The sequence below is a fragment of the [Muricauda] lutisoli (nom. illeg.) genome, from assembly GCF_017313105.1.
GTDB classification, from domain to species: domain Bacteria; phylum Bacteroidota; class Bacteroidia; order Flavobacteriales; family Flavobacteriaceae; genus Flagellimonas; species Flagellimonas lutisoli.
Window position 1 is genome coordinate 508404 of sequence record NZ_JAFLND010000002.1, and the last position, 23279, is coordinate 531682.

At 42.5% G+C, this 23279-nt stretch carries 27 protein-coding genes and 1 tRNA gene; 16 read left to right on the top strand and 12 right to left on the bottom strand.

All coding sequences use genetic code 11. The annotated features are described in order from the left end of the window. Nucleotides 1-8 precede the first annotated feature (8 nt). Nucleotides 9-2741: a PD-(D/E)XK nuclease family protein gene (locus J0X13_RS09590; protein ID WP_207071218.1), complete on the top strand. Its 2733-nt coding sequence runs from the start codon at nucleotides 9-11 to the stop codon at nucleotides 2739-2741. Here the strand turns inward: J0X13_RS09590 and J0X13_RS09595 are convergent, their stop codons facing one another. Next, nucleotides 2742-3452, bottom strand: a complete 711-nt coding sequence (locus tag J0X13_RS09595) for an SDR family oxidoreductase (protein WP_207071219.1) — start codon at nucleotides 3450-3452, stop codon at nucleotides 2742-2744. It abuts the gene before it with no gap. 214 nt (nucleotides 3453-3666) lie between these two features. Between J0X13_RS09595 and J0X13_RS09600 the strand changes: the two genes are divergently transcribed. From J0X13_RS09600 to J0X13_RS09615, 4 genes are all read left to right on the top strand, one after another. Further along, nucleotides 3667-4086 (top strand): hypothetical protein, encoded by a 420-nt coding sequence (locus J0X13_RS09600; protein WP_207071220.1) that lies wholly within the window; start codon nucleotides 3667-3669, stop codon nucleotides 4084-4086. A 137-nt stretch (nucleotides 4087-4223) separates the two neighbouring features. Next, nucleotides 4224-5021, top strand: coding sequence for an RluA family pseudouridine synthase (locus tag J0X13_RS09605; RefSeq protein ID WP_313786692.1), 798 nt, complete (start codon nucleotides 4224-4226; stop codon nucleotides 5019-5021). A gap of 39 nt (nucleotides 5022-5060) precedes the next feature. Continuing rightward, complete coding sequence (locus tag J0X13_RS09610; protein ID WP_207071221.1) at nucleotides 5061-5930, top strand: HEPN domain-containing protein; 870 nt, start codon at nucleotides 5061-5063, stop codon at nucleotides 5928-5930. A gap of 96 nt (nucleotides 5931-6026) precedes the next feature. Next, a complete protein-coding gene (locus J0X13_RS09615) occupies nucleotides 6027-6647 on the top strand; it encodes a hypothetical protein (RefSeq protein ID WP_207071222.1) in 621 nt (206 codons plus the stop codon). A gap of 113 nt (nucleotides 6648-6760) precedes the next feature. On the opposite strand, the gene J0X13_RS09620 is transcribed toward J0X13_RS09615, so the two are convergent. The 3 genes from J0X13_RS09620 to J0X13_RS09630 form a co-directional block, all read right to left on the bottom strand. After that, nucleotides 6761-7117: a GIY-YIG nuclease family protein gene (locus tag J0X13_RS09620; protein ID WP_242535693.1), complete on the bottom strand. Its 357-nt coding sequence runs from the start codon at nucleotides 7115-7117 to the stop codon at nucleotides 6761-6763. A 93-nt stretch (nucleotides 7118-7210) separates the two neighbouring features. Continuing rightward, nucleotides 7211-7284, bottom strand: a tRNA-Ala gene (locus J0X13_RS09625). Between the two features lie 57 nt (nucleotides 7285-7341). After that, nucleotides 7342-8139 (bottom strand): universal stress protein, encoded by a 798-nt coding sequence (locus J0X13_RS09630; protein ID WP_207071223.1) that lies wholly within the window; start codon nucleotides 8137-8139, stop codon nucleotides 7342-7344. A gap of 53 nt (nucleotides 8140-8192) precedes the next feature. On the opposite strand from J0X13_RS09630, the gene J0X13_RS09635 reads away from it, so the two are divergent. From J0X13_RS09635 to J0X13_RS09660, 6 genes are all read left to right on the top strand, one after another. Beyond that, entirely contained in the window at nucleotides 8193-8693 is a 501-nt protein-coding gene (locus J0X13_RS09635; protein WP_207071224.1) for a GNAT family N-acetyltransferase, read from the top strand. Between the two features lie 12 nt (nucleotides 8694-8705). Beyond that, nucleotides 8706-10040 (top strand): MATE family efflux transporter, encoded by a 1335-nt coding sequence (locus tag J0X13_RS09640; protein WP_207071225.1) that lies wholly within the window; start codon nucleotides 8706-8708, stop codon nucleotides 10038-10040. Nucleotides 10041-10074: 34 nt separating this feature from the next. Beyond that, nucleotides 10075-10842 (top strand): enoyl-CoA hydratase/isomerase family protein, encoded by a 768-nt coding sequence (locus J0X13_RS09645; RefSeq protein WP_207071226.1) that lies wholly within the window; start codon nucleotides 10075-10077, stop codon nucleotides 10840-10842. Between the two features lie 158 nt (nucleotides 10843-11000). Next, the gene (locus J0X13_RS09650; RefSeq protein WP_207071227.1) at nucleotides 11001-11261 is read left to right on the top strand and encodes a hypothetical protein; all 261 of its coding nucleotides are present in this window, start codon (nucleotides 11001-11003) and stop codon (nucleotides 11259-11261) included. Beyond that, the gene (locus tag J0X13_RS09655) at nucleotides 11258-11524 is read left to right on the top strand and encodes a type II toxin-antitoxin system RelE family toxin (protein WP_207028500.1); all 267 of its coding nucleotides are present in this window, start codon (nucleotides 11258-11260) and stop codon (nucleotides 11522-11524) included. Before J0X13_RS09650 ends, J0X13_RS09655 begins: the two co-directional genes overlap by 4 nt. Before the next feature lie 14 nt (nucleotides 11525-11538). Further along, nucleotides 11539-12297 (top strand): UDP-2,3-diacylglucosamine diphosphatase, encoded by a 759-nt coding sequence (locus J0X13_RS09660; protein WP_207071455.1) that lies wholly within the window; start codon nucleotides 11539-11541, stop codon nucleotides 12295-12297. Here the strand turns inward: J0X13_RS09660 and J0X13_RS09665 are convergent. From J0X13_RS09665 to J0X13_RS09680, 4 genes are all read right to left on the bottom strand, one after another. Next, on the bottom strand, nucleotides 12294-13553 hold the full coding sequence (locus J0X13_RS09665) for an MFS transporter (RefSeq protein ID WP_207071228.1): 1260 nt from the start codon (nucleotides 13551-13553) through the stop codon (nucleotides 12294-12296). The genes J0X13_RS09660 and J0X13_RS09665 overlap by 4 nt on opposite strands. Nucleotides 13554-13559: 6 nt before the next feature. Further along, on the bottom strand, nucleotides 13560-15248 hold the full coding sequence (gene recJ, locus J0X13_RS09670) for a single-stranded-DNA-specific exonuclease RecJ (protein WP_207071229.1): 1689 nt from the start codon (nucleotides 15246-15248) through the stop codon (nucleotides 13560-13562). An 8-nt stretch (nucleotides 15249-15256) separates the two neighbouring features. Then, the gene (locus J0X13_RS09675; protein ID WP_207071230.1) at nucleotides 15257-15928 is read right to left on the bottom strand and encodes a lysoplasmalogenase; all 672 of its coding nucleotides are present in this window, start codon (nucleotides 15926-15928) and stop codon (nucleotides 15257-15259) included. A gap of 98 nt (nucleotides 15929-16026) precedes the next feature. After that, complete coding sequence (locus J0X13_RS09680) at nucleotides 16027-16449, bottom strand: OsmC family protein (RefSeq protein WP_207071231.1); 423 nt, start codon at nucleotides 16447-16449, stop codon at nucleotides 16027-16029. Nucleotides 16450-16506: 57 nt separating this feature from the next. Here J0X13_RS09680 and J0X13_RS09685 point away from each other — a divergent pair, with 57 nt between their 5' ends. Then, on the top strand, nucleotides 16507-17109 hold the full coding sequence (locus J0X13_RS09685; RefSeq protein ID WP_207071232.1) for a carboxymuconolactone decarboxylase family protein: 603 nt from the start codon (nucleotides 16507-16509) through the stop codon (nucleotides 17107-17109). Between the two features lie 8 nt (nucleotides 17110-17117). On the opposite strand, the gene rsmI is transcribed toward J0X13_RS09685, so the two are convergent. Beyond that, on the bottom strand, nucleotides 17118-17789 hold the full coding sequence (gene rsmI / locus J0X13_RS09690) for a 16S rRNA (cytidine(1402)-2'-O)-methyltransferase (RefSeq protein ID WP_207071233.1): 672 nt from the start codon (nucleotides 17787-17789) through the stop codon (nucleotides 17118-17120). Nucleotides 17790-17837: 48 nt separating this feature from the next. Continuing rightward, a complete protein-coding gene (locus J0X13_RS09695; RefSeq protein ID WP_207071234.1) occupies nucleotides 17838-18527 on the bottom strand; it encodes a DUF8457 domain-containing protein in 690 nt (229 codons plus the stop codon). A 156-nt stretch (nucleotides 18528-18683) separates the two neighbouring features. On the opposite strand from J0X13_RS09695, the gene J0X13_RS09700 reads away from it, so the two are divergent. The 4 genes from J0X13_RS09700 to J0X13_RS09715 all read left to right on the top strand — a co-directional run bounded on the left by J0X13_RS09700 (nucleotide 18684) and on the right by J0X13_RS09715 (nucleotide 22117). Then, on the top strand, nucleotides 18684-19328 hold the full coding sequence (locus tag J0X13_RS09700; protein ID WP_207028516.1) for a thymidine kinase: 645 nt from the start codon (nucleotides 18684-18686) through the stop codon (nucleotides 19326-19328). Next, nucleotides 19321-20430, top strand: coding sequence for an alanine racemase (gene alr / locus J0X13_RS09705; protein WP_207071235.1), 1110 nt, complete (start codon nucleotides 19321-19323; stop codon nucleotides 20428-20430). The genes J0X13_RS09700 and alr overlap by 8 nt, the downstream gene beginning before the upstream one ends. Before the next feature lie 77 nt (nucleotides 20431-20507). Further along, nucleotides 20508-20915 (top strand): large-conductance mechanosensitive channel protein MscL, encoded by a 408-nt coding sequence (gene mscL / locus J0X13_RS09710; RefSeq protein ID WP_207071236.1) that lies wholly within the window; start codon nucleotides 20508-20510, stop codon nucleotides 20913-20915. 188 nt (nucleotides 20916-21103) lie between these two features. Further along, entirely contained in the window at nucleotides 21104-22117 is a 1014-nt protein-coding gene (locus tag J0X13_RS09715) for an aspartate-semialdehyde dehydrogenase (RefSeq protein WP_207071237.1), read from the top strand. A gap of 26 nt (nucleotides 22118-22143) precedes the next feature. On the opposite strand, the gene J0X13_RS09720 is transcribed toward J0X13_RS09715, so the two are convergent. Beyond that, entirely contained in the window at nucleotides 22144-22863 is a 720-nt protein-coding gene (locus J0X13_RS09720; RefSeq protein WP_207071238.1) for a GLPGLI family protein, read from the bottom strand. A 23-nt stretch (nucleotides 22864-22886) separates the two neighbouring features. Beyond that, nucleotides 22887-23078 carry a hypothetical protein gene (locus tag J0X13_RS09725; protein WP_207071239.1) on the bottom strand — a complete coding sequence of 64 codons (192 nt, stop codon included), beginning with the start codon at nucleotides 23076-23078 and terminating at the stop codon, nucleotides 22887-22889. Nucleotides 23079-23279: the final 201 nt, after the last annotated feature.

The following is a 23279-nucleotide window of genomic DNA, read 5'->3' on the forward strand; positions in this document are numbered from 1 at the left end:
TTTAATCCATGCATGATACTTTCCTTGAATATGTACTGGATGACCTCCTTAAAAAGAAGCTGGATATTACCCAATGCACCTTTGTACTTCCCAGTAAACGGTCGGGAACCTTTTTAAAAAAACATATCGCCAATAGGCTCGAGAAAAACATATTTAGTCCAGAAGTTGTATCCATTCAGGAATTCATCGGAAAATTATCAGATTTAAATCAGGCCTCCAATATTGATTTGTTGCTCCTTCTCTTTAAGGTTTACAAACAATCCGAGATAAAGGAATCAGATGATTTTGCTTCCTTTATCACTTGGGGACAAACTTTGTTGCAAGACTTCAATGAAATTGATGGCTATCTGATACCGGCCACCGATATTTTGAATTATTTATCCGCTATCAAGGAAATCAACCATTGGTCCACTAGCAAGGAAAAATCAGAGCTAGTAGAGAACTATCTACAACTTTGGAAAAATCTAGAAACCATATACAATGATTTTTATAATGCCCTTCTCGAACAAAAAAGAGGCTATCAAGGATTGATTCAACGCGAAGCGGTCAAGGCTATTCAAAGTGGTAATTACAAAGAAACAAATGTCAACCCAATTGTTTTTGTGGGTTTTAACGCCCTGAACGCTGCGGAATCCACTATTATTCAATATTATCTGGAACAGGGAAACTCCCACATCTATTGGGACATCGATTCCTATTTTTTAAACGATCCATTGCACGATGCGGGTTTATTTATAAGGGATTACCAATACAATTGGCCTTATTACAAACACGGGCACAACATAGAGCCACAGGACAATTTTCTTCAAAATAAGAATATCACAATCACTGGGGTCCCTAAAAGTATCTCACAGACCAAATATGTGGGTCAACTGTTGCAAGAAATAGGGGAGAAAGAAGAAATCGATCTTAGCAAAACCGCTTTGGTCCTGGCCGATGAAACCTTCCTGAACCCTATGCTCAATGGAATTCCAAGCAGCATACCTGAAGTTAACATCACTATGGGAATGCCGTTGAACAAAACGGTGCTGTATTCCTTTTTTATGAACTTTTTGGAACTGCACCTCAACGTTTCTGAGCGAGGCTGGTTTTTTAAACGGGTATTGGAATTTATCTCGAACCCCTACACACTAACCCTGTCCAACGAAGCTCAAGAAAGTTTTGCACAACGCATGTCCAAGGATATTAAAGAAGCCAACCTGCTTTACATCAATTCAGAAACGCTCGAAAAATATCCAAAGGCACAAGCATTGTTGTCGATTATTTTTCCAGAAGGAACCATCAGCCCAATGGATTGGATAAACAACTGTCTGTTGCTCATAGAACGATTGAAAACTATCTATCAAGAAGAAAAAAATACCCTGGAACTGGAATATCTCTATCGATTCTATGCGCTCTTCAACCAGTTGGGCCAATATTTGGACAAGGTCGATTTTATGGGCGAGCTTAAATCCATCAAAAATCTATTCAAACAATTGGCCCATATGGAAACATTGGATTTTATTGGCCAGCCGTTGACGGGCTTTCAAATTATGGGAATGTTGGAGAGTAGAAACCTGGATTTTGAAACGGTGATCATTACTTCCGTGAACGAGGGTATTCTCCCTTCCGGGAAATCCAACAATTCCTTTATTCCGTTTGATGTGAAACGCGATTATGGCCTGCCCACTTACAAAGAAAAGGATGCCATCTATGTGTATCACTTTTATAGACTGATCCAACGTTCGAAGAACATTTACATTACCTACAACACCGAACCCGATGTGCTGGAAGGTGGGGAAAAGAGCCGATTGATCACACAGTTGCTGACGGATAAAAATCTAAAAAACAACATTACCCATACCATAGCCACACCCAAGATTTCCATTGATCCCAAACCACTTATCCAAATTGAAAAGGACGGGCAGTTTATGGAAGATTTAAAAGCATTTGCGCAAAAAGGTTTTTCACCGACCTCATTGACCAATTACATTAAAAACCCGATTGATTTCTACACCAGGAATATGCTCAAGATCAACGATTTGGAGGAAGTGGAGGAAAATATTGCGGCCAATACCTTCGGGACCATTATTCACGATAGTTTGGAGCAATTGTACAGCCCCTTCATTGACCATGTGTTGACGGAAGAAAACATCAAATCCCTAAAAAAACAAGTCCCCGAAGTGGTGCAACATCATTTTACCGAGAAACTTTCCGGGGTGGATGTTTCCAAGGGAAAATTCTTGTTGGTGTACAATGTTATCCTGAAATACCTTACTAACTTTTTGGACGATGAGCTCCAACAGCTGAAGCACCACGAAATCAAAATATTGGCGCTCGAGGAACGCTACGAAGAATTTATTACAGTGCCCGGGATTGACTTTCCCATCAAACTAAAGGGCACTTTGGACCGCGTGGACGAATTTGACGGCACCGTACGCATTATTGACTATAAAACGGGCAAGGTAGAGGCCAAAAACGTAAAAATAACGGATTGGGAAGCCCTCATCACGGAATATGACAAGAGCAAAGCCTTCCAATTGCTCTGTTACGCCTACCTCTATTCCAAAAAATATGGTACAAGCGACGTACAGGCTGGAATCATCTCATTTAAACATTTGGGCAAAGGATTGTTTCCCTTTTCAGAGGACAAGGATACCCGAATACATACGGATACCCTTGCAACCTTTGAAAATTATCTGTTCCAACTCATTGGGGAAATCTGTAATGCTTCGGTTCCCCTAACTGAAAAAATAGATTGATTATTTCAAATCCGGACGTGTGGGACGCACCTCTATCTTACTTGGCAAGGTACGTGGGTGCATCGTGAGCAGATCAATGACCAATTTACCAATATCCTCCGGCTGGATTTTCCATGCATCCTTATCGGATGGTTCGTTGTTGTTGAAATGACTTGCAACCGAACCGGGCATAATGGTGGTTACCTTAATGTTGTACTGTCTCAAATCCAGCATAGCGGCCTGTGTAAAACCTACCACACCGAACTTGGTAGCGTTGTAACCCGCTGCGGTCGGGAAAAAGTTGGTTCCCGCCAAGCTGGCCAAGGTCATGTAGTACCCTTCGGATTTTTTCAAGGCATCCACGGAGGCTTTTAGCGTATGGTATACCCCGTTCAAGTTGGTATCGATCATTTGGTGCCATTTCTCGTCTTCCAGTTCATCGATTGGGGCAAAATGTCCTACGCCCGCATTGGCCATTACCACATCCAAGTGTCCCCATTTATCGAGAATGGCTGCTACGGCCTTTTTCTCGTCTTCCAATTTGGACACGTCGGACACCAATCCCAATACATTGTCCGGATTGTCCAAGCCTTTTACGGCGGCATCGGCACTTTCTTGACTACGTCCACTAACGGCCACCTTCATGCCCTGTGCCAACAAGCTTTCGGCAATTCCGTATCCTATGCCCTTTGTTCCTCCTGTGATGTATGCTACTTTTCCTTCTAATTTCATGTTGATTTTGTTTTGAAGTAAAGTTCAAAAAAGCAGTGGCCAAATACAAAAAATCCATCCTAAAGGATGGTTAATGTTTAAGGGTTGAGCAAACTATAATTGCCTTTCTTGAAAAATGGTACATTTATGATAAATGAAGCTAGAAAAAGAGAGGGCTCCTTAAGTCCAGCAGTGATCTAAAATTGAAATTGAGGAATATCTTATAACAAATAACATGGGCGTCAGCGATAAGCAAAACCAAAGAACCCGAACATGTATTGGAGTTATGATTCTATTGACGATTGCCGCAATCCATGCATTTAGGCTTGGAAGTTATTTGTCGGGGAACGCATATAAGTATTATTACAGTTTTGCCTCGGACATCATGATACCTTTCGCAGCTTATTTTTCGCTGTGGATGAACGAAATTCAATTCCGGTTTCTTAGAAAATGGTATATAAAGGTAATTATCTGTTTTTCTGTGATGACCTTTAGTGAAACCATGCAATATTTTGGAATTTACTTTTTTGGCTCCACGTTTGATTGGATTGATATTCTTATGTATGCATTGGGCTCGTTAACTGCTGCTTTATTTGACAAACAGATTTTGGAGAGATTAATCCCCTTTTTAAAATATGATACTTTAGATAACTAAATTTAGCCTTCAGATGTTTTAACCCGCTTTGATATTCTTGTATCCTAGGCCAACAAAAAATCAAACAATACATCAACACCACCGAAACCCATATCGTCCCGAACATTGCTGCTCCCCAGCGGTTACAGGAATATGGCGTGGGTATTTTTGAGGCCATACCTACCAAATCGGCACTTAAAAAGGCCATTAAAAAAAAGTACGTTTCCGTTGATGGGGTTAGTGCCAGCACGGCAACCTTGATTAGCGGTGGAGAACACATCACGCTCCGTATTCCAACAGAAACAAAGCCAAAAAAGCAGCTCTATTTTCCGTTAAAAGTCTTGTTTGAGGACGAACATCTCGCGGCCGTGCACAAACCTGCCGGCATCGAAGTAAGTGGCAACAAGTTCAAGACCTTGGCCAATGCCCTGCCACAAAACCTTCGGCCCAGTCAGCTTTCGGACACCACTACTCCGCAACCTGTTCACCGATTGGATTATGCCACAACGGGCATTGTGTTGGTCGGCAAAACCAACAGCAGCATCCGCGCTTTGAACAAAATGTTCGAGGATAAGTTTATTTCCAAAACCTACTACGCGGTTACTATTGGCAATATGAAGCAAAGCGGAACCATCACTGCCGAAATAGACGGGAAACCATCCCATTCGGAATATAAAGTACTCGAATCCGTACCCTCGGAGCGTTTCGGGACACTGAATTTGGTGGAATTACACCCAAAAACAGGCAGAAGACACCAATTGCGAAAGCATCTGCACGGTTTGGGAAATCCCATTCTCGGAGATAAGGATTATGCCTTGGAGGGCTTACTTTTAAAAGGCAAAGGACTGTATTTACATGCCTATGCACTGGAATTTGAGCATCCTTTTACCAACGAGCACATCCATATAACGGATGAATTGCCAAGGAAGTTCAAGAAGATATTCCCAACATGGTAGCACATCCCCCCTCAGCAAATTATTTCTTACTTTGCATGGGTGAACAAATCTTTAGACCATCTTCCCCAATCCAAACAAAAGGAACTGAGCCTCCTGACCACCCTACTATCCTCCTTCAAGGAAGTGGAAATGGTACTGCTCTTTGGCAGCTACGCACGGGGCAATTGGGTGGAGGACACCTATGTGGAAAAGGGCATTACCTACGAGTACCGGAGCGACTACGATATCTTGGTAGTGCTCACCCATGAGGACCTGAAACAAAAGTTTCGGATAGAGGACAAGGTAAAGGCGGAACTGATCACCACTGGAAAGGTAAACACGCCCGTAAACATCATATTCCACGGCATAAAACACCTGAACCAAGCCCTGCGCCTTGGCAATTACTTTTTTAAGGACATTAAAAAAGAAGGTGTTGTGCTGTACAACTCGGAAAAGTTTGAGCTGGCCCCGCCCAAAGTGTTGACCCCGCAAGAGAGCCAACAAAAGGCACAGGAACACTTTGACCAGTGGTTCAAAAGTGCTAATAGTTTCTTGATTGATTTTCAACATGGTGTTGACAGGAAAGATTATCATAAAGCCGCTTTTGAACTCCATCAAGCTGTGGAGCGCTACTACACCACCATATTATTGGTGTTCACGGACTACCGCCCCAAAGACCATAACCTGGAGACCCTGGGCATAAAAGTGGACATGTGCGACCAAAGGTTTGCTGTTTTTCCAAAAGAGAACGAAGAAGAACAAAGGCTGTTTGAGCTGTTGAAGCGCGCCTATATAGATGCCCGCTATAAAATGGAGGAATACCACGTTACCCAAGCCGATCTGGAGTATTTATCGGCCAAAGTTGCGGAGCTACAACAATTGACCAAGGACATCTGTCTTCAAAAAATCAAGGAGATTGGGGAGGGGTGAAAGTACAGCGAAAAAAATTACCATACTTGGGCCTAGCCTACCCTTGTGATGGTATATGCCGAGGAAAGTTGATTAAATAAACAGGTTGGCACACAATTGAAAAATGGGATTTTACCTAATCATATTATTGGTTCTTATTGGACTACTTATCGGGCTCATAGTTTGGATAGTTCGACTATTTCGACTTTACAAAAAAGGAAAGAAGAAATCCTTTGCGATTCAAGTTTTCATTTTGAGCACCATTCTGATTCTTCTGACTTGGGAACTTCAGATATTTCCACTTTCAAAAACTTCCACATACAAGACAGAACAAGTGAATTGACTGGGAAGAAATTTTGGAGTTGGAAAGAGTTTGATTACGAAGAAATTAGTGTCCGTGGAGAAGGCTATACCTTGGACATTTATAAGTTCAGTGAAGAAACTGCCGAATATTTTAAAAATCCTGATAAGGAGTTTTTCGACAGCCTTCCTACAAAAGAATTCGCTGATATTAGATGGACAAAAACCCCAGTTAAAGAGATTGAATATGAGATTTTAGAATTCGTAACGCCGTCTTATGGTGGTTGGAAAGGTGAAATTGTAGATAGGCAAGATTTTATAAGAGATATAGCAAATCAGCCAGGAGCATATTATTCATTTGATATCGGTGGAAGTACAAACTTCTATTTAATTGCACCTGACAAAAGATTGGTGATTTTGATAAACCATAATATGTGACGGAAAAATAAATAATGTGCCTAACAATGCCTATAATTCATTGTTACCTCCTAGCTTAAACTAAATTCCCTCCCTTTGTGAAAACAAACCAACAGGGATGCCTTCGGAGCGCTCTAGCCTTTATCTTCAGAAATGAGAAATTCAATGTACTTTCTACTTTTTTTTCTTTTGATCTCCCTTTCCCTCTCCATAGCTTTACCCCTGGTAGAAAAACTCTCGGTATATTTTACTTCCCAATCCATAGCGATTTTTGTGTATTTGGACCTGTCACCATTGTGTCGGCTTATTCTATCTTCCAAATTCTGACAATGTCCAACATAAAATTTATCGATGGATTGGCTATATAATATGTAAACAAAATATTCCATAAAAAAAGCACCCCGTTTATGAGGTGCTTTTAAGAGTTTAGTGGAGCATGTCGGATTAACACGTTGTTCCGTGTACTCCAGTTCTGCAAATGCAAGGTCCATGACTTAGGTCATGGGCATTTAAAAACACAAAAGCCGCTCAAATGCATTTGGCGGCTTTTATTCGTTTTAAACGCAACACCTTGCGCTTGATCGTGGAGAATACCGGATTCGAACCGGTGGCCTCTTGCCTGCCAGGCAAGCGCTCTAGCCAACTGAGCTAATCCCCCAAAGTGAGCGCAAAATAACTACTTTTTTCCGAAAGTATCAAAAATTGCGCCGCTTCCTTAATCTTTTTTAACGCTGAGGACCAGTACGGGTATCTTTACAAAGAATTCCGACTTTGGAATCGTGTTCTTTTCCCATAGTTTTTTAAAGAACCCTCGCTTTCTTCGGAATACGCACAACATATCCGGGTGCTCTTTTTGGAAATATTCCGTTACGCCCAAATACGTGGTTCCGTTTTCGGTAATGGACAAATGTGAGCTTAAATCCATTAAAGCCGTGTTCACCTTAAGATCGTCCTCCGTATATCCGGGTCTCTTTACCAATAACAGGCTTACCTCTGACCTAAATTTGTTTTTGATCATAACCAATGGGGTCAGAATACTGCTTCGCTTTAATATTCCAGACCCAAACGCGGTCAATATCTTTTTTACAGGTGTAAAGGTTGTTCCTTTGGGAACGATCAATGTAGGTATCTCGGTTTGTTTTATGATCCTGCCCGAAGTGTTGCCCAAGTAAAGTTCTTCTTGAATATCGTTACTTCTGGGCGCAATAATGATCAGGTCTATTCCAAGTTCCTTGTTGATGCTCTTTAAACCATCGATAATATCACCATTGTACGTGGCCATTTTTATCTGCACCCCTTTGGTGTCCACTTGGTCTATCACTTCTTTTAAGTGTTCCTTGCTGCTCTTGGCCACCTTTTCTTCAACATTGGCCAAGCTTCCTACTGCCGTAGTTACATTAAACACATCCATTACATAGACCTGCGCTCCAAAATTTGAGGCAAAGTCAACAGCGTATTGCAATGTTTGGGAAGAATCTGGAGAAGTTCCAATGGGTACAAGTATATTGTTCATGGTTTGGTGATTACGATTAAACCTTAAATTTACAATTTAATTGAAACGAATCAATGATAAGACGTGCAAAGATATCTGAAATACCCGATATCTTGACCATAACCCAGGCTTGTGCCAAAAAAATGCAGGAGAACGGTATTTTTCAATGGAACGAGCACTATCCATCCAAAGAAGCGTTCATCAAAGACATTGAACGGGATGAACTTTTTGTGATAGCCAAAAACGACGGTATTCAGGGTACCATCGTCATTTCCACTCTAATGGATGAAGAATACAAGCCCATACAATGGCTGACCCAAAACGGGAACAGCACCTATATCCACCGCCTTTCGGTCCACCCAGACCTTCAAGGCAAGGGACTGGCCCAACGAATGATGGATTTTGCTGAAAATTTTTCCAAAGAAAAAGGTTTTATCTCTGTGCGCTTGGACACTTTTTCGCAGAACAAAAGAAACCAACGTTTTTATGAACAAAGAGGATATCAAAAACTCGGCGATATCTTCTTTCCCAAACAAAGCGAGCATCCTTTTCATTGTTATGAATTAGTGCTGTAACTTGCGCCCGATTTGAGCACACAGGTAAATTTTAGGAGCATTAACCAATTGGCAATTCCCGCAACCATTTCGGGCATTGCAGAACCCATCCTTTCCATTACGGATACGGCCATAGTGGGCAACATACCGGTAGATGGTCTGGAATCGCTTGCGGCAGCCGGAATCGTGGGTTCCTTTTTGTCCATGCTTATTTGGGTACTGGGCCAGACCCGTAGCTCCATTTCCGCCATCATATCCCAATATTTGGGTGCAGGACGACTGGACGAGGTTAAAAATATGCCCGCGCAGGCCATTTTCCTCAACATTCTTTTGAGCATTGTGGTACTGCTCACCACCATTTTCGTGATCGAGGAGATTTTTACGCTCTTCAATGCATCGGGAAAAATCTTGGAATACTGCGTTTCCTATTATTCCATTCGGGTTTGGGGGTTCCCACTCACCCTTTTCACCTTTGCCGTGTTCGGTATATTCCGCGGGTTGCAGAACACCTTTTACCCCATGGTCATCGCTATGCTGGGTGCGGGTCTCAACATCCTGTTGGACTTTGTCTTGGTATATGGAATAGAAGGGGTTGTCCCCGCACTGTATTTGGAAGGTGCTGCATGGGCCAGTTTGATTGCCCAGGCCATAATGGCCATATTGGCGCTTATTTTATTGGTGAAGAAGACGGACATCAGCATGAAACTGACCTTTCCGCTGAACAAAGAGATCAAGCGACTTATTTTTATGAGTCTTAACCTTTTTGTGAGGACCCTGGCACTCAATGCCGCCTTAATGCTGGCCGTGCGTGAAGCCACCACATTGGGCGACCGCTTTATAGGGGCCCACACCATTGCCGTTAACCTTTGGTTGTTCGCCGCGTTTTTCATTGATGGCTACGCCGCAGCGGGCAATAGTATGGGAGGCAAACTGTTGGGTGCCGAGGATTACGATGGGCTATGGAAACTCGCCAAGACCATATTTAAATACGGTATGGTTGTAAGTCTTGCCCTCATGTGCATCGGTTTTATTTTGTATCGCCCCATTGGTCACCTTTTTTCGAATGAGGAAATCGTGCTCAACACCTTCTACAGTATTTTTTACATCGTGATCTTAGGATTGCCGATGAACACTTTGGCCTTTATTTTTGATGGGATTTTCAAAGGTATGGGCGAAATGAAATATCTGCGTAATGTGCTCCTGGCAGCTACCTTTTTAGGGTTTATTCCTTGTCTTTACCTAGGCATGTACCTAGGTCTTGGTTTTTATGCCATTTGGATCGCCTTTGTGGTCTGGATGATGATTCGCGGATTCTCCCTGGTCTGGAAATTTAGAAGAAAGTTCAGACCCTTGGTGCAAAACCCTTAATTTAGTGCCCACAGACATCTGATAATCAATTTTAATGACAACAGATAGAACCAACGGAAGTTTATATACCCATATAGAAAATAGGATTGCCACGGTCGAATTTGGCCATCCGGCCAGTAACTCCTTTGTGTCCGAATTATTGGCCAGACTCGCCAAGGAATTTGACAAGCTCGGGAAAAACGATGAAGTTTCGGTTATTGTATTAAAATCCGAAGGGGAAAGAGCTTTTTGTGCAGGTGCCTCTTTTGATGAATTGGTGGCCGTTTCCAATTTGGAAGAAGGCAAGCAGTTTTTTAGCGGCTTCGCCAATGTGATCAATGCCATGCGCAAGTGTCCCAAGCCGATCATAGGTCGGGTTCAAGGGAAAACCGTTGGTGGCGGGGTCGGATTGGCCTCGGCCTGCGATTATGTGCATGCCACCGAAGCAGCAGCCATCAAACTATCCGAGATTTCCATAGGAATAGGTCCATTTGTCATCGCTCCCGCTGTGGAACGTAAAATGGGAAAAGCCGCTTTGGCAGAACTTACTTTGTATCCCACGGAGTGGAAAAACGCCTATTGGGCCAAAGAACAAGGCCTCTACGCCAAGGTATACGACTCCATTTCCGAAATGGACAAAGAGCTGGACATTCACCTGCAAAAACTGGCAACCTATAACCCCGAAGCTCTCGCTGAAATGAAAAAAGTATTGTGGGAAGGAACCGAGCACTGGGACGACCTATTGTTGGAGCGTGCCGAAGCATCAGGAAGATTGGCACTCTCCCCAAACACTAAAAAAGCATTGGAAAAATTTAAAAAGTAAAAGAAATTATGACTGATTTATTGTTCCCCATATTGGCCCTATTCGTGATCGTTGTGTATGTGGTCAACAGAATACGAAGCAACCGACGTTACAAAAAATAATATATAAAATATATATTTTATATATTTGTTGGTATAGAATTTGAGAGACCAAGTTTTATGGGACATGTTAAAAAACTGATTGAAGTCGATAAGTCACTGGTAGTAAAACTCAAAGTGCTTTCCGCTTTTGAAAACTTGAGCGTTAAGGCCTTGATGGAAAAGGCTGTGGTTGAATATGTGAAAAACAAAGAACTGGAACGTTTCGAAAAGCTATCAGAAGAAGAGAAGGAAGACCTTGGGCTTCTACTTTTGATGCAACAGACAGACAAAGAAGACTTTGTCAGTGAGGAAGATGTCTTTAAAGTTCTTGATGAATGAAAATCAAATATCATAAATCACTTGAAAAAGATTTAAGAAAGATTAATGATAAAAAGATAAAGCAAAAGTTGAAGCTTATCATTCTCGAAATGAAAGAGGCCAAGGTTTTGGACGAGCTTAAATCCATTAAGAAACTAGCAGGACACCCGAATGCCTTCAGAATGCGAATAGGTTCATACCGACTTGGTTTTTATTACGAAAACAATACCCTAATATTGTCTCGTTTTGTAAAACGAAATGACATCTATAAACTTTTTCCGTAGACCCATTGGACAACATCTCACTTCCTAAAGGCAAAAAAGTCTATTTCGCGAGCGATAACCACCTCGGGGCACCCACCCGAAAGGACAGTTTGCCCCGTGAGAAAAAATTTGTGGCCTGGCTCGACTCCATTAAGGATGATGCCGCGGCCATTTTTTTAATGGGCGACCTTTTTGACTTTTGGTTCGAGTACAAAACCGTAGTTCCCAAAGGCTTTACACGTACCTTGGGAAAACTCGCCGAACTATCTGATATGGGCATTCCCATTTCCTATTTTGTGGGCAATCACGATCTTTGGATGAACGGGTATTTTGAAGAAGAGCTCAACATTCCCGTATACCACAAACCGCAGCAGTTCCTTATCAACGACACCTCTTTTTTTATTGGCCATGGCGATGGTTTGGGTCCACACGACAAAGGTTTTAAACGCATGAAAAAGGTGTTTACCAATCCAATCGCAAAATGGTTTTTTAAGTGGCTGCACCCGGACTTGGGCGTTCGTTTAGGTCAACATCTATCCGTGAACAATAAGATAATTTCTGGAGAAGCGGATGCCAAATTCTTGGGCGAGGACAAGGAATGGCTGATCTTATATGCCAAGCGCAAGTTGGAGCAACAACACTATGATCATTTTATTTTTGGTCATCGCCACCTGCCCATGGAAATCAAACTCAATGAAAAGTCCACCTACACCAATCTTGGGGATTGGATTTCCTATTTTACCTACGCTGTGTTTGATGGAGAAAAGTTGACTTTGGAAAAACTGGAAGATTAATCTTCTTTTTCGTGCAAATCAATATCATCCTGAAGGTCCAATCGCCTAAAGGTCGGAGATACAATTGCGGTTGTACCGGCCGTAAGCAAGGTCATGCATCCGCCAAAAACCACCGCAGTTACAGTTCCCAATAATTTGGCCGCCAATCCACTTTCAAAAGCACCTAACTCATTGGACGACCCCACGAACATGGAGTTTACGGAAGCCACCCTGCCGCGCATATTGTCAGGAGTCTTTAATTGTAAAATGGTCTGGCGAATGATCATGGAAACACCATCCACGGCACCACTGAGGAACAGGGCGATCACCGATAACCAAAACAGTTCCGACAATCCAAAAACGATAATACATATTCCAAAAGCAAACACAGCCATCAGCAATTTTTTACCAGCGTTTCTGTGCAGCGGAAACCTCGTGGAGCCCAACATGGTAATGGAGGCTCCAACAGCTGGGGCCGCCCTTAAAATTCCAAATCCTTCGGAGCCCACATGCAAAATATCTTGGGCATAAACAGGTAATAGCGCCACGGCACCACCAAAAAGTACGGCGATCATATCCAAAGTCAGCGCACCAAAAATGGCCTTATTGCCAAAAACAAATTTGAGTCCGTCCCGTAAACTTTGGAATACGGGCTCACCAATTTTTGGATTCATAATGGGTTTTTTGGGTATCTTGAAGAGAAAGATCAAAGCGAACAAAGAAAAGCCGAAAATAACGCACATGCTCCAATGCACTCCGATCCAACTAATGGAAAATCCTGCAAGCGCAGGTCCCAAAACCGATGCCAACTGCCAAGTGGAACTGCTCCAGGTAGCTGCATTCGGATATATCTTTTTGGGAACGATCAAAGCAATCAACGAAAATATGGTCGGTCCCAAAAAAGAGCGTACAAATCCACCTAAAAACACCAAGGCATAAATGGAATACAGTATGGTTTTAGAGGCCCATGCTTCTTCAAGCCCTGGCCAGCTCAACAAGAACAGCCCAAGACTGATCACCGAGAATCCAGCAATGCAGGTCACCAAAAGGTTTCTTTTTTCCCGCTGATCAACAATATGACCTGCAAAAAGGGCCATGCTCACCGCTGGAATCACTTCCATCAATCCGATAATACCCAATGAAAGTGGATCTTTGGTCAAGGAATAGACTTGCCATTCAATAACAATAAACTGCATGGACCATGCAAATACCATGGCAAAGCGAACAATTAAAAATATGTTGAATTCCTTATAGCGAAGTGCTGCGTAGGGGTCCATAAATAGCTAGCGAATATCTCTTAGTTTTAGTTGAAGGCTCACCGTCCCGTTCCATTCATTTTCGTCCAACGAAAATACGGCATCAAACGGTTTTATCCCCTTAACTCTGGTCAATTTATCACCTAAATTAAAACCAATGCCCCCAATCGGATTGGAACCTATTTGATAGAGACTGCATTTTAAATGTTTTTCACCTTCCCCAACTCCGCGGGCATAGCCTGTATCCTTTAATCCTTCGGCCATGAATACAGGGGTCATATTTCCAGGGCCAAACGGGGCAAATTGCTTCAAGATTCGCATCAATTTTGGCGTAATTTGATGCATTGAGATTTTGGCATCCACAGAAATTTCGGGCTGTAACAGTTTTGGATCGATGGTTTCCGACACCACTTTTTCGAATTGTTCCTTAAAGGCTTCGTACTGCCCTTCCAACAAGGTGAGTCCTGCAGCGTACATGTGTCCCCCGAACTGCTCCAAACAATCGGAACAGCCCTCTAGCGCATTGTAAATGTCAAACCCCTTTACCGAACGGGCGGAAGCTGCCAATTTATCCCCACTTTTAGTAAAAACCAAGGTAGGTCTGTAATACGTTTCCGTTAATCGTGATGCTACAATGCCTATTACACCTTTGTGCCAATTTTCGTTATAAACTACCGATGTGTACTTGTCCTCTTCCTTGTTTTCTTGGATTTGCAGCAAGGCTTCTTGTGTGATTTCCTGATCTAAGCTTCTCCGTTCGGTATTGAACAGTTCAATTTCTGAGGCAAACTGCTGTGCTTGGGTAAAGTTGGTCTCGGTAAGCAAAGCAACGGCATGTTGACCGTGTTTTATCCGGCCTGCGGCATTGATTCGCGGGGCAATGATGAACACCACATCCGTAATGGTAAGTTCCCGTTTCTTAGTTTGATCGATCAGTGCTTTGATCCCTGTTCGTGGGTTTTCGTTGATGACCATCAGTCCATAATAGGCCAGCACACGGTTTTCTCCTGTAATCGGAACTATGTCCGCGGCAATGGCAGTGGCCACTAGATCCAGATAAAGCAAAATGTCATCAATGCTCTTTCCCTGCTTGACGGCCAGCGCCTGAATCAGTTTAAAGCCAACACCACATCCACAAAGTTCTTTGTAAGGATATGCACAATCATCCTGTTTGGGGTCCAGAACCGCAACGGCATTGGGCAATTTTTGGCCCGGTCGGTGGTGATCACAAACGATGACATCAATACCCTTTTCCTTGGCGTATTTTATCTGGTCAATGGCCTTGATGCCACAATCCAGGGCTATCATGAGACTAACATCGTTGTCCGCAGCAAAATCGATTCCCTGGAACGAAACACCATATCCCTCCAAATAACGGTCGGGTATATAGGTCGCCACATTAGGATAAGACTCCAATAGGTAGGAGCTCATCAAAGCTACCGAAGTGGTTCCATCCACATCATAATCTCCATAAACCAAAATGTTTTCTCCATTGGACATGGCTTGCTCTATCCGCTCAACGGCTTTTTGCATGTCCTTCATTAAAAAAGGATCGTGCAGATGGCTCAACTCTGGGCGAAAGAATGCCTTGGCCTCTTCGTAATTGGTTATTCCCCGCTGAATCAGTAATTGGGCCACCAAATCATCTACTCCCAAAGCTTCGGAAAGATGGTCAATGGATTCTTGTTCAGGTTTTGGTTTTATGGTCCAGCGCATATCAGGTATTAATTTGGATTTGGGACGTTGCTTTCAAATCTTTTGATAAGTGAAAATGTAATAAAAATATGGGCGAGGTAGTAGGTTGGTGTAATCAGAAAATCGAAGGTATGATAATCCACAAATTCTTTAAAAGCGATTATGGTATCGGAAAAAATAATCAGGACAATCCCCAAAACAAAACTTTGCTTTGCGGCTAGGCCACCCCTCATCCCAACGGCCACTCCCAAAGAAAAACAGGAGATGAGCAAATACACCAAAGATGCGACCATCAATGGGACATCGGTAAAATTGGGATAGAGCACTAAAAAGAAAAATGCCAAATAGGCCACGAGCAAAATTCCCGTAAAGACTACTTTTATACGCCCGTTGAATACAGCGTAGAGCAAATACCCTACATGTGCCAAAAAAAAGAGGGCAATTCCCTTTATGAACATGAGGCTGTTCCCGCTCATGTTGGATAAAAACCAATCCCCTACGATGGAAAACAAAAATGCCGCAAAAATCCACCAGGTATCCTTAGCGCTGTTTTTTAACCGCAGATTAAGCCAAAGGATAATAATAATCCCCATGCCCGCGGTACCGGATTTAAAGATAAAGTTTGAGGTCGCCACCCCTAGTATTGCCAAGATGACGGAAATCGCCAACAGCAGATATAACCCATTCTTTTTTAGCCACATTTGACCTTGATTTTAATGTTGACAGCTTAATACAAAGGCTTGATAAAAAGCCCGTGTCACCAAAAAGGAACTAGAGGTTATTGCCCTTGGTGCTTTGCTTATTTCTTGTGATAGAAAATCTTAATGTCCAATTTGGCAAATTTTCTGAACATTTCCATAACACCACAATACTTTTCTACGGAAAGGTCTACGGCTTTTTTAAGCTTGTCCTCCTTGAGGTTGGCTCCTGTAAAATGATACTCGATTACTGCGGAGTCGTAGTATTTAGGGTGCTCATCGGTAAGATTGGCGATGGTCTCTATCTTGAACTCTTCCACTTCAAGCTTCATTTTTTTCATAAGTGATGCTACGTCCAGTCCAGAACATCCTGCCAACGAAGTTAACATTAATGCCTTGGGGCGTAGTCCCCCACCTCCTCCTCCATGTTCTGGAGATGTATCAATTTTAATGGTGTGACCAGAAGGATTTGTGCTCTCAAAAGTGGTTCCACCCAACCATGTAGTAGTAACGTGATTTGTCATGAAATTAAATTTTTGTTTCTTGTAAGGGTATCAAAAATACAATATAAAATCTCATACATGGCCTTAGTAAACCCCCTTTCCCCCGATCACGATCCAGAAACCAAAGAACTGGCGGAGTTCTTTGACGAAACCCTTGGGTTCTGTCCCAATTCCGTGCTAACAATGCAGCACAGACCGGCGATATCCAAGGCGTTCATTAACCTTAACAAAGCCGTAATGACCAATGAGGGTCGTGTAACTTCTGCATTGAAACGAATGATTGCTTGGGTAAGCAGCAACGCTACGGGCTGTCGGTATTGTCAGGCCCATGCCATTAGAGCAGCAGAACGTTATGGCGCAAAACAAGAGCAATTGGACAACATTTGGGAATATCGGACCCATAGTGCTTTTTCCCATGCGGAAAGGGCGGCGCTAGATTTTGCCTTGGCGGCCTCACAGGTTCCAAATACCGTTAATGCAAACATTAAAAAGCGGTTGCACCAACATTGGAACGATGGGGAAATCGTGGAAATGATGGGGGTAATCTCACTTTTTGGGTACCTCAATCGCTGGAACGATTCTATGGGAACCAACATTGAAGACGGTGCCGTGGAAAGTGCAGAAAAATATTTGGGCGAAGTAGGTTGGGAAAAAGGGAAGCACGATGGTTCCCGATATTAACGAGACCGTTATTTTTTTCCGCCGACCACAATCACAAATTCACCTTTAGGTGGCTTGTTTTTGAAATGCTCCAATACTTCCGTAACGGTTCCTCGAACCGTTTCCTCGTATAATTTGGTCAATTCCCTGGATACGGAGACTGGTCTGTCTTCCCCAAAATACTCAGCAAAATGGGTCAAGGTTTTAATGAGTTTATGAGGGGATTCGTAAAAAACCATGGTCCGGGTTTCTTCCGCGAGTTCCAAAAGTCGGGTCTGGCGTCCCTTTTTTACAGGTAAAAAACCTTCAAAAACAAATCGATCATTGGGCAATCCGCTGTTCACCAAGGCGGGAACAAAAGCTGTTGCTCCAGGTAAACATTCCACTTCAACATTGTTTTCAACACAAGCGCGGGTCAATAAAAATCCAGGGTCGGAAATGGCAGGGGTACCCGCATCGGAAATAAGTGCGTAAGTTGTACCCTCTTTCATTTTTTCCACCAATCCATCAACCTGTCTATGTTCGTTGTGCATGTGGTGGCTCTGCAGAGGAGTATTTATTTCGTAATGCTTGAGCAACTTTCCGCTGGTTCGGGTGTCTTCGGCCAAAACCACATCCACTTCCTTGAGCACCTTAATGGCACGAAGGGTTATGTCCTCCAAATTTCCGATTGGCGTTGGAACTAGATATAACTTTCCCATGGACCAAAGTTAGGGTCTTACTTTTAAATTAATCTTGGAAAAATGAATTTAAGCGAATCTTCTCTCGATAAGCGCCAAAAAACGGGCTTCGTACTCTTCCTTGCCTTCCCAATTATTGTACTCGGGCTTTACCATATTATTGATGAATGCAATGGAGCGTTCCTCCGAATCTATGGTAGTGAGTTGGGAAAGCACTCGAGTATAATCCTCCATACTGTTGTTGAACAAATGTTTAACAAAGGCCAATTTATCGTTGAGCCCAACTTGAAAATCTTTGGCCAGCGTATCATTCAAGGATTTTGGCTTCTTCTGTTGCGATGATACAACACTTTCTTCTTTGGGGGCCAAGTTTTCCTTATCGTTTTTCATAAAATCGGGTTTGGCCACAAACTCGGCAAACACCTTTTCCAAGTCGGCATTAGAGGGCATCTCGGAGACCATGTCCTTTATGGTGTCCATCCCCGGGGTCATAATATCTTCTTGGTGTGGGTTACTTTCTGGTACAGAGGTATTTCCGCTCAACACGGCATTGGCCATTTTCTCGAACCTTGAGGCTATCACATTTTGGGAGACATCCACCTCAACATCGCTCAGTTTTTCATCTATGAATTTCAGAACGGCCAACTTCTCATAAATCTCTTTGGACTTCTCATAAAGTGCCGCAAGATCGGTATCCTCTCTTGCCGTGATTATCTCTGTGGACAACTTGATCAACTCTTCCCTCAATTTCCGTATCATAGCTTTTCTTCTTTACCTATAAAAATATAACGATTTTGCCAATACCCTATCAACAAAAGGTTAAAATCTTATTGAAAACAGGGGTGCAATTTTTTAGTAGCTTTGTGCTTGTTCCCATATAACGGAAAAACAAACAATTTCTTTCAAAAATACGGTATGTTTCTCGAAAACACGGTCAATCATAAAGAACAGTTTGGATGGATTGAGGTGATTTGCGGTTCCATGTTTTCCGGAAAGACCGAAGAACTGATCCGAAGGCTAAAGCGCGCTCAATTTGCCAAGCAAAAAGTGGAAATCTTTAAGCCCATTGTGGATACACGCTACCATGAAGAAATGGTGGTCTCCCACGATTCCAACGAAATTAGGTCCACCCCTGTTCCCGCAGCCGCCAATATTAGGCTTTTGGCGGACGACTGTGATGTAATCGGTATAGATGAGGCCCAATTTTTTGATGACGAAATCGTAACCGTATGCAACGATTTGGCCAACCGAGGGGTGCGCGTGGTGGTTGCGGGCCTGGATATGGACTTTAAGGGCAATCCTTTTGGCCCCATGCCGGCATTGATGGCCACGGCGGAATATGTGACCAAAGTACACGCGGTATGCACCAGAACGGGCAACTTGGCCAACTACAGTTTTAGAAAGTCCCTTAACGACAATTTGGTATTACTTGGTGAAACAGAGGAATATGAGCCTTTGAGCCGAGCTGCTTTTTACAAGGCCATGTTGCGTGAAAAAATCAAGGGAATGGATGTGGATTCCGAAGAAGTAACGTCCAAAAAAGAAAAGCCCAATGAGTAAGGTCGGGGAAACAACTTTGGTCTTGGACCTTGAGGCCTTGGAACACAATTACAACTACTTGCGATCCAAAATAAAGCCTGAAACCAAATTTTTAGGCGTGGTAAAGGCTTTTGCCTACGGAAGCGACATGGTGACCATAGCCAAAAAACTAGAGCAATTGGGCGCCGATTATCTGGCGGTTGCCTATGTAAGCGAAGGGGTTTTGTTGCGCGAAGCAGGTATTCAGCTTCCTATTTTGGTATTACATCCCTTGGCTTCCAATTTTGATGATTTGATCGCGAACCATTTGGAGCCGAGTATCTATTCCAAGAATATCCTTGAACAATTTCTGGAAGCGGCCAAAGCTCAAAAACAGACCGATTACCCGGTCCATATAAAATTCAATACAGGTTTGAACCGTTTGGGCTTTTCCGAGGCGGATGTAAATTTTATTGCCGAAGAGACCATGCATAGCAAATGCATCAAAATAGTTTCTGCATTTTCACATTTGGCTGCCTCTGAAGATAAAAATGAGCGTGATTTCAGCCTGAATCAAATTGGTTCCTTCAAAAAGATGAGCAATACGCTCATGGACAAGTTGGGCTATGCTCCCATGCGACACATGTTGAACACTTCTGGCATCATTAATTATCCAGAGGCCCAGTTCGAGATGGTCCGTAGTGGAATAGGGCTGTACGGGTATGGCAACCAAGCCCACGTGGATAAAGAGCTACAACCTATTGCCACCCTAAAAACCATTATTTCACAAATCCATCAAATTGATGCCAACGAATCCGTAGGATACAATCGTGCTTTTAAGTCCGACCAGGCCATTAAGAGCGCCACGCTACCCATCGGGCACGCCGATGGCATAGGCCGACAGTATGGCAAAGGCAAAGGGTTTGTGACCATCAACAATAAAAAAGCACCTATTTTGGGCAACGTTTGTATGGACATGATCATGGTGGATGTTACCAAAATTGATTGCAAAGAAGGTGATGAAGCAATTGTGTTCGGGCCCCAAAAATCGGCCGAAAATTTTGCGGCCGCCGCAAACACCATTTCTTACGAAATCCTAACCGCCATTTCGCAAAGGGTAAAAAGAGAGGTTATTAAAAAATAGTTTTTGTTGCGAGAAAGCGCTGACAAACCACTTTTTTGCTTAATTTGTCTTTGATTAACCAATACTCAACTATAAAAATGGGATTTTTAAAAGAGTTTAAAGATTTTGCCATGAAAGGAAACCTGGTGGATATAACCGTAGGTTTCGTCATGGGTGCCGCTTTTAAGGAAGTGGTATCATCGTTCACGGGAGGTATAGTTTCTCCCTTGATCGGATTATTGTTCAATGCAGATTTCAATGATTTGAAATATGTGATCACCGAAGGGGCCCCTAATGATGCGGGCGAGATTGTTGGTGAAATAGCCGTACTTTACGGTGCTTTCCTCACCAATGTCATCGACTTCATCATTGTAGCTTTCGTTATGTTCCTCATTGTAAAAGGAGTGAACAAGATGAAGAAAAAAGAGGAGCCTGCACCAGAACCTCCAAAGGGTCCGACCCAAGAGGAACTGTTGGCGGAAATCCGAGATCTGTTGAAGAAATAAAAATCGTTGGTACTGTATTTCGGTACCGCCGCTACATCACAATAACCCTTAAAAACCATCAACGTGTTTCGCTAACACGTTGATGGTTGTTTTATTTATAACATTTTGTTATTTTTTATTGATTGATGCTAAAAAAGCTTGTTTAACTCGCTGACTGAACTACCTTTGCGTCAAGAAATATTTTTACAATGAAAGTAGCAGTTGTTGGTGCCACCGGAATGGTAGGCGAAGTCATGTTGAAAGTGTTGGAGGAGCGAAACTTCCCTATTTCAGAATTGTTGTTGGTTGCCTCGGAACGATCCGTGGGTAAAAAGCTTACTTATAAAGGTGAGGAACATATGGTAATAGGTTTGGCGGATGCCGTAGCGGCTCAACCTGATATTGCCATTTTCTCCGCAGGAGGTGACACCTCTTTGGAATGGGCCCCCAAGTTTGCAGAAGTTGGTACTACCGTAATCGATAACTCCTCCGCTTGGCGTATGGACCCGACCAAAAAATTGGTAGTGCCCGAAATCAACGCAAACGAACTGACGGTCGAGGATAAAATTATAGCCAACCCCAACTGCTCCACCATCCAAATGGTACTTGCTTTGGATCCTTTGCACAAAAAATATCAAATGAAGCGAGTGGTTGTTTCTACTTACCAATCCGTTTCCGGTACGGGAGTAAAGGCCGTTGAACAAATGGAGAACGAAGCTGCAGGAATCGATGGGGAAATGGCATATCCCCACCCCATCAACCGTAATGCATTGCCCCATTGCGATGTATTCTTGGATAATGGTTACACCAAGGAAGAAATGAAATTGGCCCGAGAGCCCCAAAAAATATTGGATGACCGCACGTTTTCAGTAACTGCCACAGCTGTGCGTATCCCGACCGCTGGCGGACACTCGGAGTCCGTAAACGTGGAGTTCCACAACGACTTTGATTTGTCGGAAGTTAGACAGCTTTTAAGTGAAACCCCTGGAATTGTAGTACAGGACAATCCCGAAACCAATACCTACCCCATGCCTGTTTTTGCCAATGGCAAGGACGATGTTTTCGTTGGTAGAATCCGTAGGGACGAAACCCAGCCCAATACATTGAACATGTGGATCGTGGCGGACAATCTAAGAAAAGGTGCAGCAACCAATGCTGTTCAGATTGCGGAGTATTTGGTGGAAAACAATTTGGTTTCGAAAACTTCTCAAACCGTATCGTAAATAAGGGTTGTGGTAATTTTTGCTTATTAACGTGGTAACTTTACCTTGATTCTTTTTTCATAAATGCTGTCAAACTCTTTTTGAGTAATAGTTTGGCCATTCATTGGATTTTCGATTAGTCCCTGATCTTTAAATACTAAATCCGTCATGACAACACTACGCCCTTTTAAATCCAATTGAAGGACCATACCGGGAAGTCCAACAGCCTCAAATGGCCCAGTCCTAAATGCCAATTCAGGGCAATACCAGGCAATTAGCTCTGTTTCAACAGTTTCAAAGCTTTTGGTCAATCTTGTTCGTTTTCCAATCGCTTTGAAACATTCATACCCGAAAATTGTCTTTTTTTCATTTGCTAACTTCCAATCGCGATGATCAAAATCCAACTTAACTTGAAATTGTTCTCCTAAAACTTGTTTTCTCTCAATAAGGTAGTTTTCATTCAAATTTGTAAAATAAGTTTTATCTCCATCAAAGATTGTTATGGCCATTTTTGTGCTAAAGCTATTCTTATCAAAAGGCAAATTCCTAATCAAAGAAAAAAGTGAGGCATGTTTATCGAAAACAAGTTCAAATCGAAAGTTTAGTGCTTGTTTTGCGATTTCATCAATATCATTCTGATATGCCCCTTTCATTTCAGTGTTTTTGGATTTTTTAAGCATCAACTTGTATTCCGCAGATCCAGAAGTTTTTTGAGCTAATAGGGACAGTGGTGCAAATATTGCCCAAAGTAAAAGTAACCTGTTCATTTTATGGTTTTGTATACCCTTAATCAATAAGCTGCTTCAATACAATGACCATAGATTGAAAAATAAATGGAATAGTAATCAGTTCCATATGCCAATTCATAATAGGATGCTAACTTATGGGCATAATCACTACAAACCGTAAAATAATCCTCATTACCAGCACTTGTTATATTGACGCAAAAAATAACAGCAAAAAGTGAAATAATTTTTTTCATGTCGTAAGATTTCATCGGCTAACTCAATATTAATCCAAACAGACCTAAAAAAATCGTTGAATTGACTGATGCAGGGTTTCAATTCATAGATAACAGGTTCCAATTGATTACAATTTTTTTATATGAGATTTACCTGTAATATGAATAGCAGCAATAAAAAAAGGGGGCCAATTGGCCCCCTTTTCTTTTTATAATGATAGT